12 protein-coding genes are annotated in these 13,848 nt (G+C 69.6%); 5 read left to right on the forward strand and 7 right to left on the reverse strand.

Annotated elements, in window-relative coordinates:
- Window positions 1-604: 604 nt before the first annotated feature.
- The 5 genes from M3U25_RS19555 to M3U25_RS19575 form a co-directional block, all read right to left on the reverse strand.
- Window positions 605-1,096, reverse strand: coding sequence for a TPM domain-containing protein (locus tag M3U25_RS19555; RefSeq protein WP_355500511.1), 492 nt, complete (start codon window positions 1,094-1,096; stop codon window positions 605-607).
- A complete protein-coding gene (locus tag M3U25_RS19560) occupies window positions 1,096-2,016 on the reverse strand; it encodes a TPM domain-containing protein (RefSeq protein ID WP_355500922.1) in 921 nt (306 codons plus the stop codon). The genes M3U25_RS19555 and M3U25_RS19560 overlap by 1 nt, the downstream gene beginning before the upstream one ends.
- A gap of 81 nt (window positions 2,017-2,097) precedes the next feature.
- A complete protein-coding gene (locus M3U25_RS19565; RefSeq protein WP_242160725.1) occupies window positions 2,098-2,730 on the reverse strand; it encodes a LemA family protein in 633 nt (210 codons plus the stop codon).
- 74 nt (window positions 2,731-2,804) lie between these two features.
- Window positions 2,805-3,554, reverse strand: a complete 750-nt coding sequence (locus M3U25_RS19570; protein WP_019796876.1) for a TerC family protein — start codon at window positions 3,552-3,554, stop codon at window positions 2,805-2,807.
- Window positions 3,555-3,593: 39 nt separating this feature from the next.
- On the reverse strand, window positions 3,594-3,974 hold the full coding sequence (locus tag M3U25_RS19575) for a diacylglycerol kinase (RefSeq protein ID WP_019796877.1): 381 nt from the start codon (window positions 3,972-3,974) through the stop codon (window positions 3,594-3,596).
- A gap of 188 nt (window positions 3,975-4,162) precedes the next feature.
- Here M3U25_RS19575 and M3U25_RS19580 point away from each other — a divergent pair, with 188 nt between their 5' ends.
- The 5 genes from M3U25_RS19580 (at window position 4,163) to M3U25_RS19600 (ending at window position 11,620) form a co-directional block, all read left to right on the forward strand.
- A complete protein-coding gene (locus M3U25_RS19580; RefSeq protein ID WP_242081733.1) occupies window positions 4,163-4,879 on the forward strand; it encodes a GDSL-type esterase/lipase family protein in 717 nt (238 codons plus the stop codon).
- 108 nt (window positions 4,880-4,987) lie between these two features.
- Window positions 4,988-5,674: a response regulator transcription factor gene (locus M3U25_RS19585; protein WP_355500505.1), complete on the forward strand. Its 687-nt coding sequence runs from the start codon at window positions 4,988-4,990 to the stop codon at window positions 5,672-5,674.
- The gene (locus M3U25_RS19590; RefSeq protein WP_355500502.1) at window positions 5,652-7,061 is read left to right on the forward strand and encodes a HAMP domain-containing sensor histidine kinase; all 1,410 of its coding nucleotides are present in this window, start codon (window positions 5,652-5,654) and stop codon (window positions 7,059-7,061) included. The genes M3U25_RS19585 and M3U25_RS19590 overlap by 23 nt, the downstream gene beginning before the upstream one ends.
- Before the next feature lie 187 nt (window positions 7,062-7,248).
- Window positions 7,249-10,461: an efflux RND transporter permease subunit gene (locus M3U25_RS19595; protein ID WP_355500499.1), complete on the forward strand. Its 3,213-nt coding sequence runs from the start codon at window positions 7,249-7,251 to the stop codon at window positions 10,459-10,461.
- Complete coding sequence (locus M3U25_RS19600) at window positions 10,451-11,620, forward strand: efflux RND transporter periplasmic adaptor subunit (protein WP_355500496.1); 1,170 nt, start codon at window positions 10,451-10,453, stop codon at window positions 11,618-11,620. The genes M3U25_RS19595 and M3U25_RS19600 overlap by 11 nt, the downstream gene beginning before the upstream one ends.
- 121 nt (window positions 11,621-11,741) lie before the next feature.
- Here the strand turns inward: M3U25_RS19600 and M3U25_RS19605 are convergent, their stop codons facing one another.
- Window positions 11,742-13,022, reverse strand: coding sequence for a HAMP domain-containing sensor histidine kinase (locus M3U25_RS19605; RefSeq protein WP_355500493.1), 1,281 nt, complete (start codon window positions 13,020-13,022; stop codon window positions 11,742-11,744).
- 108 nt (window positions 13,023-13,130) lie between these two features.
- Window positions 13,131-13,844, reverse strand: coding sequence for a response regulator transcription factor (locus M3U25_RS19610; protein ID WP_003481607.1), 714 nt, complete (start codon window positions 13,842-13,844; stop codon window positions 13,131-13,133).
- Between the last annotated feature and the right edge of the window lie 4 nt (window positions 13,845-13,848).

The following is a 13,848-nucleotide window of genomic DNA, read 5'->3' on the forward strand; positions in this document are numbered from 1 at the left end:
GCCGCGATTTGCGGACAGTACAGCGGGGTAGCGCTTCATCTGCCGGCAGGCGCACGCGTCTGCCACCGACTCCGCTGCTTGCCGCGATTTGCGGACAGTACAGCGGGGTAGCGCTTCATCTGCCGGCAGGCGCACGTGTCTGCCACCGACTCCGCTACTTGCCGCGATTTGCGGACAGTACAGCGGGGTAGCGCTTCATCTGCCGGCAGGCGCACGCGTCTGCCACCGACTCCGCTGTTTGCCGCGATTGCGGACGGCACAGCGGGGTGGCGCTTCATCTGCCGGCAGGCGCATACCTCCACCGCCGACTGCGCGTGTCACCGCTGCACACTCAGACACGTTGCGCACTCCCGTAGGAGCGGCTTCAGCCGCGACAGGCTTTACCGGGAAGGCCCGTCGCGGCTGAAGCCGCTCCTACGGGAGAGATGCATCGGCGGCGAGTCCGGTGCGGAAACCCCGACCAAGCAAATGGCTTGGATCGACAATATGAGGGCAGCATCCGCACTCGCCGCATACCTACGGAAGCCAGGCCTCCTTGTCCGCCACATCGACGCCAAAACGCCGCGCGTCATCTAGCGGCAGACCACACCCAGACTCCAGGCGCTCAATCCAGCACCTGCGGCAGGTTCGGCAGCTCGTTCTCGCCTTGCTGGCCCGGCTGCGCCGGGAAGTGCGCGGCCAGCAGCGCCGAGACTGCGCCGACGCCGGCGATCACCGCCTGCTCCGGCTGCCCGGCACGCATGTCGCGTTCGATCAGCGCGCAGACCTGGCGCCACTGCGCCGCATCCACCCGCCCGCGCAGGCCGCGGTCGGCGACGATCTCGATGTGGTGGTCGGCCAGCAGCAGGTAGATCAACACGCCGTTGTTGGCCTCGGTATCCCAGGTGCGCAACTGCGCGAAGGCCTGCTCGGCGCGCAGCCGCGGCGCCACGCCGCGCAGCACCTGCGCCGGCACCAGGCCCGACTCCACCGCGAACATCACCTGCCCGCTGTGCAGCCGCTCGCCGTCTGCAATCGCCGCGCCGATGCGCTCCAGGCTGGCCGCCGGGAACAGGCGCTGCGCGGATGGCGCGAACAGGTGCCGGAGCAGGCGCATCACCAGCTCCCCGAGGCGCCACCGCCTCCGGAACTGCCACCGCCGCCACCCCAGCCGCCTCCGCCGCCGCCCCAACTTCCTCCGCCACCGCCGCCCCAGCCACCGCCGAAGCCGCCGCCTCCCCAACCTCCGCCGCCCCAGCCGCCCCAACCGCCGCCGCCAGCCGAGCGGCCCGGCGCGATCCCGACGAACAGGCCCAGCAACAGGCCGATCGCCCCAGTCAGCGCACCGACGAACAGCGACAGGCTCAACACCAGGCCGACGCCACCGCCGACCACGCCGCTCAGCACACCGCGCACAGGCCGCGACAGCCGCGCGAACAGCACCTGCGCGACCAGCGCCGCGAACAGGCCGGCGAAGAACCCGAATCCCAGGCCGCCGCCGCGCGAGGCCGAGGCATGCGCACTCACCGGCGCCGGTAACGCCTCGCCGTCGATCAGCTTGACCAGCATCGCGGTCGCTTCGGCAATCCCGCCGCTGTAGTCGCCGGCGCGGAAGCGCGGCACCAGGTACTCCTGGATGATGCGGTTGGCGGTGGCGTCGGGAATCGCGCCCTCCAGGCCGTAGCCGGGCTGGATGCGCACGCGCCGGTCGTTCTTGGCCACCACCAGCAGTACGCCGTCGTCCACGCCCTTGCGGCCGAGCTTCCACTGGTCGAACACGCGCTGGGTGTATTGCTCGATGCTTTCCGGGGCGGTGCTGGGCACCACCAGCACCTGCAACTGGCTGCCTTTGCGCTGCTGCAGCTGCACCGCCTGCCGGTCCAGCTCCAGGCGCTGGTTCGGCGTCAGCGTGCCGGTGGTGTCCACCACCGGCGCATCCAGCGACGGGATCGGCGCCTGCGCCTGCGCCCAGGCCACGCACGGCAGCAGCGCCAGCAGCAGCACCAGCCAGACGCAGGCGCGGCGATGGCCGGGCACGCGGTGGATGAGGCCGCGCGACGCCGCACGCTCAGCCGACACGGATGTGGAACGCACGCTCGAGCCCGCCCGCGGCGGCGCTTACTGCGCCGGCGCCGGCTGCTGCGGTTGCTGCGGCGCGGACGCCGGCTGGCCGCCGAAGTTCACCGCTGGCGCCTCGGAGATCTGCGCCTCGTTCTCCACCGAGAAGTTGGGCTTTTCCTTGTAGCCGAACAGCTTGGCGGTGAGCACCTGCGGGAACGACAGGATGTAGGTGTTGTAGTCCTGCACCGCCTGGATGTAGCGGCCGCGCGCGACGGTGATGCGGTTCTCGGTGCCTTCCAGTTGCGCCTGCAGGTCGCGGAAGGCCTGGTCGGATTTCAGGTTCGGGTAGTTCTCGCTGACCACCAGCAGCCGCGACAGCGCGCTGGACAACTGGCCCTGCGCCTGCTGGAACTGCTGCAGCGAGGCGGCGTCGTCGGCGTTGACCTGCACCTGGCCGACGCGTGCGCGGGCGTTGGTCACGTCGGTCAGCACCTGCCGCTCCTGGTCGGCATAGCCCTTGACCGTGTTGACCAGGTTCGGCACCAGGTCGGCGCGGCGCTTGTACTGGTTCAGCACTTCCGACCAGCCGGCCTTGACCGCCTGGTCCTTCTGCTGGATCGCGTTGTAGCCGCAGCCGGACAGCAATACCGCCAACGCGGCCAGGAACAGGGAGCGGGACAACAGGCGCATGCGATGACTCCGGCAGATGACTGCGCGCAGCTTGCCACGCCGCCGGTGAAAACGCAGCCGACCTCAGCCGTGGCTCACCACTTGCCGGCGCCGGGCACCTGGTGCGCCGCGGCGCGCCGGCGCATCAGCAGGTTCAGCCACTCCACCAGCACCGAGAAGCCCATCGCCGCGTAGATGTAGGGCTTGGGCACGTGCACGTCCAGGCCATCCAGGATCAGCACCACGCCGATCATCAGGATGAAGGCCAGCGCCAGCATCTTCACCGTCGGGTTGGCGTCGATGAAACGGCCCAGCGGGTTGGCCGCCAGCAGCATCACCGCCACCGCCAGCAGTACCGCCGCGATCATCACCGGGATGTGCTGGGCCATGCCCACCGCGGTGATCACCGAATCCAGCGAGAACACGATGTCGATCACCGCGATCTGCGCGATCACCATCCAGAACACGCCCGAGGCCTTGCTGGTGGTGGGGTCTTCGTCCTCGCCGCCGGTGATCAGTTCGCGGATCTCCATGGTGCCCTTCACCAGCAGGAACAGGCCGCCGATGATCAGCACCAGGTCGCGGATCGAGATCCCCATGCCGGCGACGCTGAACAGCTCGCCCTGCATGCGCGCCAGGAACGCCAGCGATACCAGCAGCGCGATGCGGGTCAGGCAGGCCACGGCGATGCCGAACTTGCGCGCGGCCGGGCGCTGCGCCTCCGGCAGCTTGCCCACCGCGATGGAGATGAACACTAGGTTGTCGATGCCCAGCACGATCTCCAACGCGCTCAGCGTCAACAGCGTCAGCCAGGTGTTGGGGTCGGCGAGAAACTCGAGGGCCATGGCGTCGGGTCCTTTAACAGAAGAAGAAACGGGCGGCGATCACAGCAGGCGCGGCAGCAGGATCAAGCCCCAGCACAGCACCACGTTGGCCAGCATCACGAAGACCGCGGCCGAGCCCATGTCCTTGGCGCGGCCGGCCAGCTCGTGATGCTCTGGACCGTAGCGCTCGATCACCGCCTCGATCGCCGAATTGAGCAGTTCCACCGCCAGCACCAGCAGCAGCGAGCCGATCATCAGCACCTGCTGCACCGGCCCCTGCCCCAGCCACAGCGCCAACGGCGCCAGGATCAGGCACAGGCACACCTCCAGGCGGAACGAGGACTCGTGCAGCCAGGCTGCGCGCAGCCCCTGCCACGACCAGCGTGCCGCCATCAGCATGCGGCGCGGCCCGCGCGGCAAATGCCCGAACTGGTCGGCCACGGCTCAGCCCCGTGCCAGGCAACGGGGACGCGACGACGACGGCCGGAGGGAATCGGTCATGGGCAAGGCGCAGCGGGGTAGGCCGCAATTTTGCCACAAGCCCCGCGGCGGCGCCCGGCATCGCCGTGGATTGCCTGCATGCGGCGCCTGCGGCACCATCGCCGATCCCCTAGCTTCGAGGAGGCGTCATGCCCCGTTCGCCGCTGCGCGCACCGCTGCTCGCCCTGAGTCTGTTCAGCCTGTCCCTGCTGGGCCTGTCGCCGGCACGGGCGCTCACCCCGCCTGCGCCGCCCAGCGTGCCCGACCAGGTCTCCAATGCCGCCTGGGAAGAGGACATGGCGCGGTTCGCCAAGGACGATGCCGCACATCCGGTCAAACCCGGCGGCGTGCTGTTCGTCGGCAGCTCCTCGATCCGCTTCTGGACCTCGCTGGCCACGGACTTCCCCGGCGTGCAGACGCTCAACCGCGGCTTCGGCGGCTCGGAGATTCGCGACAGCACCTGGTATGCCGACCGCATCGTGGTGCCGTACAAGCCGCGCCTGATCGTGTTCTACGCCGGCGACAACGACCTCAACAGCGGCCGCAGCCCGCAGCAGGTGCGCGACGATTTCGTGGCCTTCGTGACCCGGGTGCACCGCGACCTGCCCAAGACCCGCATCGTCTACCTGTCGATCAAGCCCAGCCCCTCGCGCGCGGCGCTGATGCCGAAGATGGCCGAGGCCAACGCGCTGATCCGCAAGGCCGCGACCGGCCTGAAGCAGGTCCAGTTCGTCGACGTCTACACGCCGATGCTGGGCGCCGACGGGCAGCCCCGTGCCGAACTGTTCGGACCGGACAAGCTGCACATGAACGCGGCCGGCTACGCGCTGTGGCGCGATACGCTGCGGCCGTACCTGGCTCCCTGACAGGCGGTGAACGGCCTCGCGCAGACGGCGCACTGGCGGCTGCCGGCCGGCACGGTCGGCGGCGTCCGCCGGGGCTTTTCCGCTGGCCACGGCACGGAGTAAGCCAGGATGCCCAGAGCCCTGGTCATCGAAGACGACGAAGTGACCGCCCGCGACATCGTCGCCGAACTCGGCGCGCATGGCTTCAGCGCCGACTGGATCGCCGACGGGCGCGACGGCCTGCAGCGCGCGCTGGCCGATGGCTACGACATCATCACCCTCGACCGCCTGCTGCCCGGCATGGACGGCATCGACGTGGTCTCCGAACTGCGCAAGCGCGCGGTGCAGACGCCGGTGCTGATGATCAGCGCACTTTCGGAGGTGGACGAGCGCGTGCGCGGCCTGCGCGCGGGCGGCGACGACTACCTGACCAAGCCGTTCTCGCCCGACGAACTGGTCGCACGCGCCGAAGTGCTGATGCGCCGCCATCGCAACGCGGCGGCCACGCCCGAGACCCGCCTGCGCGTGGCCGACCTCGAACTCGACCTGGTCCGCCACAACGCACTGCGCGCCGGCCAGCCGCTCGCGCTGCTGCCCACCGAGTTCCGCCTGCTCGAGTTCCTGATGCGCAACGCCGGCCAGGTGGTGACGCGGCAGATGATCTTCGAACACGTCTGGGGCTTCCATTTCGACCCGGGCACCAACGTGATCGACGTGCATATCGGCCGCCTCCGCCGCAAGATCGACGGCAACGGCCAGCCGCCGCTCATCCGCACGATGCGCGGCTCGGGGTATGTCCTTGCCCCCGCTGAGTGACGCCTGGCGCTCGGCCACGACGCGGCTGATCCTGATCTACGGGGCGCTGTTCGCGATCTGGTGCATCGTGCTGCTGGGCATCGTGCAATGGGAGTCCACGCGCTACCTGTCGCACGTGATCGACCAGATGCTGGTCGCGCGCATCCATTACCTGGAGAACACCGACCCCAGGCGCCTGGCCAACACGGTGGGCGAAGCCAACGCCATCGACATCCAGGGCTTCATGTGGGTCGGCCTGTTCGACCCGCAGGGGCGCCGCATCGCCGGCAATATCGCCGAGATCCCCAAGGACGTGGCCACCGACGGCAGCGTCGGCCTGGTCAGCGCCCGGCTGATCGGTGCCGGCAACGGCCGCCTGACCCAGGCCAGGGGCATCGCCAGGGAGCTGCCGGACGGGCGGCGCCTGGTCGTGGCCAAGGCGAGCACCGTGATCGACGGGCTGACCACCATCATCTACCGGGGGCTGTTGTGGGGACTGTCCCTGACCCTGCTGCCGGGGCTGCTCGGCGGCATCCTCCTCGCGCGCGGCCCGGCGCGGCGCATCCGTGCCATCCAGCAGGCCATGCAGCCCATCCACCGCGGCGACCTCAGCGTGCGCCTGCCGGTGTCGCGGCGCGGCGACGAGGTGGACCTGCTGGCGGCCACGGTGAACCGGACCCTGGACGAGGTCGAGCGCCTGCTCGGCGAGGTGAAGGGCGTCACCGACAACATCGCCCACGACCTGCGCACCCCGCTGACGCGCATGCGCACGCGCCTGCACCGGCTGCAGCAGCAGTTCGAGGAGCGCCCGGAAGGCGCGCAACTAGACGCCTGCGTGAGCGAGATCGACACCGTGCTGACCCGATTCCGCGCGCTGCTGCGCGTGTCGGAACTGGAAGATCGCCAGCGCAGCGCCTGCTTCTCGACGATCGACCTGGACGCGCTGCTGCACGACGTCCATGCGTTCTACGCGCCCTTGGCCGAGGACCGCGGGCAGGTCTTCGACCTCGCGCTGCAGCCACTGCCCGCCGTGCACGGCGATCCGCACCTGCTGTTCGAGGCACTGGCCAACCTGGTCGGCAATGCGATCAAGTTCACCCCCGATGGCGGGACGATCCGCCTGCTGGCAGGGACCGACCAGCACGGCAACGCCCGCATCGATGTCGCCGATACCGGGCCCGGCATCGCCCCCGACGAACGCAAGACGATCTTCCGCCGCTTCTATCGCGCCGACCAGACCCGCTCCCAGCCCGGCTGCGGGCTGGGGCTGGCGATCGTCAGCGCCATCGTCCGCCTGCATGGCTACGAACTGCAGGTGGGCGGCGACGCGGGCGGCGCGGTGTTCTCGATGCTCTGCCCGCCCGCCACGGCGGCGCAGCACGCACGCGGCGCGTCCGGCCCGGCCTGACACGGACCGTCCGTGCCGGCAGGGCGCCGATCCGCCCGGCGCGTCCGCCACTGGCGCCCAAGCCGTTGAACCAGCGCGCGTTTGCGCCCACGGCCGGGCTATCTAAATAAATCTTCATGACGCCGAGGAAAGCTCCGCAGGCAAAATCCGCCGCGACGCAACATTCGCGCAGGGAAACCGCTCCTCCATGATTGGCCTCGTCCGGATCGCACTGACGCGTCCGTATACCTTCGTCGTCCTGGCCCTGCTGATCCTGATCGTGGGCCCGCTCGCCGCATTGCGCACGCCCACCGACATCTTTCCGGACATCAAGATCCCGGTGATCGCCGTGGTGTGGCAATACAACGGCCTGCCGCCCGAGCAGATGGCCGGCCGCGTCAGCTCGCCGTTCGAACGCGTGCTCACCACCACCGTGAACGACGTCGAGCACATCGAAGCCACGTCGATCCAGGGCTTCGGCATCGTCAAGATCTTCTTCCAGCCCAGCGTCGACATCCGCACCGCCAACGCGCAGGTCACCGCCGTCGCGCAGACCATGCTGCGGCAACTGCCGCAAGGCACCACGCCGCCGCTGATCCTCAACTACAACGCGTCCACGGTGCCGATCATCCAGTTGGCGCTGTCCGGCAAAGGGCTCACCGAACAGAACCTGGCCGACCTCGGCCTCAACATCATCCGCCCGCAGTTGACCTCGGTCGCCGGCGCGGCGATCCCGTACCCGTTCGGCGGCAAGACCCGCCAGGTCCAGATCGACATCGATCCGCCGGCGCTGCAGGCGCGCGGCCTGTCGGCGCAGGACGTGGCCAACGCCTTGGCGGCGCAGAACCTCATCACCCCGGTGGGCACGCAGAAGATCGGCAAGTACGAATACACGCTGCAGCTCAACAACGCGCCGTCGGACATCGCCGAACTGGGCAACCTGCCGGTGAAGACGGTCGACGGCGCCACGGTGTTCATCCGCGACGTGGCGCATGTCCGCGACGGCGCGCCGCCGCAGACCAACATCGTGCACGTCAACGGCAATCGCTCGGTGCTGATGACGGTGATGAAGAACGGCTCGGCCTCGACGCTGGCGATCATCGCCGGCATCAAGGACCGGGTGGCGGCGATGAAGGACGCCCTGCCGCCGGACCTGCGGATCGTGCCCATCGGCGATCAGTCGCTGTTCGTCAGCGGCGCCATCGAGGGCGTGGCGCGCGAAGGCGTGATCGCCGCGGCGCTCACCAGCCTGATGATCCTGCTGTTCCTCGGCAGTTGGCGCTCGACGCTGATCATCGCCATCTCGATCCCGCTGGCGGTCCTCGGCTCGATCGCCGCGCTGTCGGCGATCGGCGAGACGCTGAACATCATGACCCTGGGCGGCCTGGCGCTCGCCGTGGGCATCCTGGTGGACGATGCCACGGTGACCATCGAGAACATCAACTGGCACCTGGAGCAGGGCAAGTCGGTGGAGACGGCGATCATGGACGGCGCCTCGCAGATCGTGACGCCGGCCTTCGTCTCGCTGCTGTGCATCTGCATCGTGTTCGTGCCGATGTTCTTCCTGGAAGGCGTGGCGCGCTTCCTGTTCGTGCCGATGGCCGAAGCGGTGATGTTCGCGATGATCGCGTCCTTCCTGCTGTCGCGCACGCTGGTGCCGACCATGGCCAAGTACCTGCTGCGTCCGCATGCGCCGCATACCGACATGCACGGCGACGGCCATGGCCAGCCGCCGTCGCGCAATCCGCTGGTGCGCTTCCAGCGCGGTTTCGAAAAGCGCTTCGAGCGGCTGCGCGCCGGCTACTACGCGCTGCTCGAGACCGCGCTGCTGCGCCGCAGGGCGTTCGTGCCCGGCTTCCTGCTGTGCGTGGCGCTGTCGTTCCTGCTGCTGCCGATGCTCGGCCGCAACTTCTTCCCGTCGGTGGACTCGGGCCAGATCCTGATGCACGTGCGCGCCCCGGTCGGCACCCGCGTGGAGGAGACCGCGCACCTGTTCGCCGACGTGACCGGCGCCGTGCGCAGGCGCATTCCGCCGCGCGATCTGGCCAGCGTGGTCGACAACATCGGGCTGTCGTCCTCGGGCATCAACAACACCTACAACAACACCGGCACCATCGGCTCGCAGGACGGCGACATCCAGATCGCGCTGAGCGAAGGCCACGCGCCCACCGCCGACTACGTGCGGATGCTGCGCCAGACCTTGCCGCGGCAGTTCCCGTCGGTGGTGTTCTCGTTTCCGCCGGCCGACATCATCAGTCAGATCCTGAACTTCGGTGCGCCGGCGCCGGTGGACCTGCAGATCCGCGGCCCCAACCTCGCCGCCAACTTCGCCTATGCCAATCGCCTGCTGCGCGAGATCCGCCGCGTCCCCGGCGTGGCCGACGCGCGCATCCAGCAGTCGCAGGCCAGCCCCGGCTTCGCGGTGAATGTGGACCGCAGCCTTGCGCAACAGGTCGGCATCACCGAGCGCGACGTCAGCAGCAGCCTGGGCGTGAACCTCGCCGGCTCCAGCCAGATCGCCCCGACGTTCTGGCTGAACCCGCAGAACGGCGTGTCCTATCCGATCGTGATGCAGACGCCGCAGTACAGCCTCGACAGCCTGCCCGACCTGCAGAACGTGCCGATCAGCCCGAGCGCGGGCCAGGGCGGCGCGCAGCGCCTGGGCGGGCTGGCGACGCTGTCGCGGACCGCGACCAATGCGGTGGTCAGCCAGTACAACATCAATGCGACCGTGGACATCTTCGCCTCCCCGCAGGACCGCGACCTGGGCGCGGTCGCGGCCGACATCCAGAAGATCCTCGACGCCGACCAGAAGTTCCTGCCCAAGGGCTCCAGCACGGTCCTGCTCGGCCAGGTGCAGACGATGAACAAGGCATTCTCCGGCCTGATCTTCGGCCTGCTTGGCGCGATCGTGCTGATCTACCTGTTGATCGTGGTGAACTTCCAGTCGTGGAGCGATCCGTTCGTGATCGTGAGCGCCTTGCCCGCGGCGATCGCCGGCATCGTCTGGATGCTGTTCGCCACGCACACCACCCTGTCGGTCCCTGCCCTCACTGGCGCCATCATGTGCATGGGCGTGGCCACCGCCAACTCGATCCTGGTCGTGAGCTTCTGCCGCGAGCGCCTCGCCGCGCACGGCGACGCGGCGAAGGCGGCGCTGGAAGGCGGCTTCGTGCGCTTCCGCCCGGTGCTGATGACCGCGCTGGCGATGATCATCGGCATGGCGCCGATGGCCCTGGGCATGGGCGAAGGCGGCGAACAGAACGCACCGTTGGGCCGCGCCGTCATCGGCGGCCTGATCTTCGCCACCGTCAGCACGCTGTTCTTCGTGCCGATCGTCTTCAGCCTCATCCACCGCCGTGCCTCCCAGCCGTCCTCGCCCACGGCGCACGCCCCCGGAGCGTCCCCGCATGTCGCCTGATCAGTCCCCCCCCGTCCCGCCGCGCCGGCTGCGCCTGGCCGCGCTCATCGCCGCGATCGTGGTCCTGGCCATCGTCGTCGCCGGGGTCGCCACGCGCGCCGGCGACGCGCGCCGGCTGCGCACCTGGACCGCGGACCAGGCGGTGCCGACGGTGGCCGTGGTGGCCCCGCAGACCGCCGAGGGCGATGGTGTCCTCAATCTCCCCGGCCGCCTGGAGGCGTATGCGCGCGCGCCGATCTTCGCCCGTGCCAGCGGCTACCTGAAATGGTGGAAGACCGACATCGGCGCCAGGGTGAAGGCCGGCGATGTGCTCGCCGAGATCGAGACGCCCGACCTGGACCAGCAGTTGCTCCAGGCCAAGGCCGACCTCGCCAACGCGCGCGTCAACGCCGCGCTGGCGCAGACCACCGCCAAACGCTGGCAAACCATGGGCCAGACCGAGGTGGTGTCCAAGCAGGCCGTGGACGAGAAGACCGGCGACTACGACGCCAAGCGCGCCCTCGCCCAGTCCGCACAGGCCAATCTCGACCACCTCCAAGCGCTGAAACGCTTCGCCACCCTGGTGGCGCCGTTCGACGGCACCGTCACCGCCCGCAACACCGATGTGGGCGCACTGATCAACGCCGGCGGCGGCCAGGAACTGTTCGTGGTGTCGGACACCCGCAAGCTGCGCATGTACGTGAACGTGCCGCAGAGCGATGCGCCATCGGTGCGCACGGGCAGCCGGGTGACGCTGACGGTGCCCGAATACCCGGGGCAGACCTTCACCGGCGTCGTCGACAGCGCATCGGGGGCCGTCAATGCCGCCTCCGGCACCACGCTGGTCCAGGTCGCCGTGGACAACCAGGACGGCAAGCTGCTGCCGGGCGGCTATGCCAGCGTCCGCCTCGATCTTCCGGCCGACGCCGCGCGGCTGCGGGTGCCGGCCAGCGCACTGGTGTTCGACGACAAGGGCCTGCGCGTGGCAGTGGTCGACGCGCACGACACGGTCGCCTTCAAGCCGGTGACGATTGCGCGCGACTTCGGCAAGACCGTGGAACTGGGGTCCGGCGTGGCCGCCGGCGACCGCCTGATCGAAAGCCCGCCGGACGGCCTGGCCGACGGCGACAAGGTGCGCATCAGCGCGTCGAAGGCGGAAGGCGCACACGCCAAGGCGTGACCCTCGCGAAACACCGCCGAGGCACGGCGGGAAACCTGCGGCGCGGCGCGGACGCTCGGCCGGCAACAGCGATCGCACCGCCGCCCGCCACCAGGACGCAGCGCCCGCCCGGCGCCGGCGCTCAGGTTGCCGGAGCGAACCGTACCGTGGCGAGGATGCCGCCGCCTTCGGCGCTTTCCAGCGCGACCTGCCAGCCGAAGCGCTCGCACAACCGGCGCACGATCGACAGGCCCAACCCGGCGCCCTGCGGGCGCTCCGGCTCGGCGCGGAAGAACGGCTCGAAGGCGTGTCGCAAGGCGTCCTCGGACATGCCGATGCCGGTATCGCGGATGCGGATGCGGTCGGCCTCGACCTCGACCTCGACGCGCCCGGCATCGGTGTAGCTGCAGGCGTTGCGCAGCAGGTTGCTGACCACCACGTGCAGCACCCGCGGCGGCGCGTGCAGCGTCGCCGAGCCCAGCACGCGTACGCTCAGGGTCACCGGCTTGTCCGCCAGCAGCTCGCGCGCGTTCTCGGCCTCGTACTCGACCACGTCGGCCACGTCGAAGGTCTCGCTCTGCGGCACCACGTCCGCTTCGCGCGCCAGGATCAGGAAGGCATCGATCACCGCCTCCATGTCGCGGCCGGCGCGCTGGATCCGCTGCAGGCTGCGGTGCAGGCGCGGCTGCAGCTCCTGCTCGGTCATCGCGATGTCGGTGGCGACGCGGATCACGGTCAGCGGCGTGCGCAGTTCGTGGCTGGCGTCGCGGGTGAAGTTGCGTTCGCGGGCGACGTGGTCGGTGACGCGCTGGGCCAGCGCATGCAGGGCCGCGGCCAGCTGCCGCGCCTCGCCCTGCACGTCGGCCGGCAGGTTTTCCGGGGCCAGTTCGGCGGCGACCGGATGCCGCGGATCCCAACGCGAGACGCGCCGCGCCAGCCAGTTCATCGGCGACAGCAAGCGCCGCGACACCCGCCAGGTCAGCCAGGCCACCACCAGCACCGCGATCAGGGTCAACAACGTGGGCACCACGCCGAACCAGAACGCCAGGCGCTGCGCGGGCGCGCGCAGGAACACCAGGTACAGGCGACCGGCCGGGTTCTGGTCGACCAGCACGATCTCGCCACCGGGGCGGTCCTCGTGCAGGCCGGGCGTCAGCCCGCGCAGGTCGACGGGCACCGCGGCGTCGGATTGGCCGGGCGCCACCAGGTAGCCGCGCAGGCTGTGGGTGTTGGGCGGCGGCTGTTGCGGCTGTTGCGCATGCAGGCGCCAGTAGTAGCGCGCCTCCTGCTCCAGGATCGACCCCACCAGCGAGTGCTGCACGATCGCCACCACCAGATAACTGGCAAGCGTGACCACGCAGCCCGCAAACACGATGCGGGCAATCAGGGCGAGGCGAAGTTTGCGCGGCAACCCGTGCGGCATACGGCATCCGTGATCGTTGCCGCGATTATAGGAAGGGCGATCGTGAGTCTTTCGTGCAAGCGGCCCCGTTCACCGGGGCCGCTGCGGATTCCACGATCGGGCGCCGCCTCAGCTCATCGGCTGGGCGATGTCGGCGATGCGGTAACCCGCGCTCTGCACGGTGTGCAGCAGCGGGCGGTCGAACGGCTTGTCGATGATCTTGCGCAGGTTGTACAGATGGCTGCGCAGGGTGTCCGAGTCCGGCAGGCCGTTGCCCCAGATCTCGCGCTCGATTTCCTGGCGGGTGACCACGCGCGGCGATTCGCGCATCAGGATGGTCAGCAGGCGCAGGCCGATCGGCGACAGTTGCAGCTCGGTGCCGGCGCGGGTGGCACGCATGCTCACCGGGTCCAGCACCAGGTCGGCCACCTTCAGCACTTCCGAGCCGACCTGGCGGCGCTCGCGGCGGATCAGCGCGCGCAGGCGCGCTTCCAGTTCCTGGATCGCGAACGGCTTGGTCAGGTAGTCGTCGGCGCCGAAGCCCAGGCCGGTGAGCTTGTCGTCGAGCGTGTCGCGCGCGGTCAGCATCAGCACCGGGGTCGACTTGCGCGCGTCGTTGCGCAGGCGGCGGCACACTTCGATGCCGTCCAGGCGCGGCAGCATCAGGTCCAGCACCACCACGTCGTAGCTGTTCTCCGCCGCCAGGCGGTAGCCGTCCAGGCCGTCGCAGGCGTAATCCACTTCGAACCCGCGGCCTTCCAGATACTCGCCGATCATCTCGGAAATATTGCGGTTGTCTTCCACCACCAGCACGAGCCCGGATGTTTCCTTGGTCTGACGCATAACG

The sequence above is a fragment of the Xanthomonas sp. PPL134 genome (assembly GCF_040595915.1).
Taxonomy (GTDB): domain Bacteria; phylum Pseudomonadota; class Gammaproteobacteria; order Xanthomonadales; family Xanthomonadaceae; genus Xanthomonas_A; species Xanthomonas_A indica.

Coding starts and splice junctions, on each gene's coding strand:
- M3U25_RS19555 (WP_355500511.1), bottom strand. CDS start 1,096: ATGCGCCTGCTCCGGCACCTGTTCGCGCCATCCGCGCAGCGCCTGTTC.
- M3U25_RS19565 (WP_242160725.1), bottom strand. CDS start 2,730: ATGCGCCTGTTGTCCCGCTCCCTGTTCCTGGCCGCGTTGGCGGTATTG.
- M3U25_RS19570 (WP_019796876.1), bottom strand. CDS start 3,554: ATGGCCCTCGAGTTTCTCGCCGACCCCAACACCTGGCTGACGCTGTTG.
- M3U25_RS19580 (WP_242081733.1), top strand. CDS start 4,163: ATGCCCCGTTCGCCGCTGCGCGCACCGCTGCTCGCCCTGAGTCTGTTC.
- M3U25_RS19585 (WP_355500505.1), top strand. CDS start 4,988: ATGCCCAGAGCCCTGGTCATCGAAGACGACGAAGTGACCGCCCGCGAC.
- M3U25_RS19590 (WP_355500502.1), top strand. CDS start 5,652: ATGTCCTTGCCCCCGCTGAGTGACGCCTGGCGCTCGGCCACGACGCGG.
- M3U25_RS19595 (WP_355500499.1), top strand. CDS start 7,249: ATGATTGGCCTCGTCCGGATCGCACTGACGCGTCCGTATACCTTCGTC.
- M3U25_RS19600 (WP_355500496.1), top strand. CDS start 10,451: ATGTCGCCTGATCAGTCCCCCCCCGTCCCGCCGCGCCGGCTGCGCCTG.
- M3U25_RS19605 (WP_355500493.1), bottom strand. CDS start 13,022: ATGCCGCACGGGTTGCCGCGCAAACTTCGCCTCGCCCTGATTGCCCGC.
- M3U25_RS19610 (WP_003481607.1), bottom strand. CDS start 13,844: ATGCGTCAGACCAAGGAAACATCCGGGCTCGTGCTGGTGGTGGAAGAC.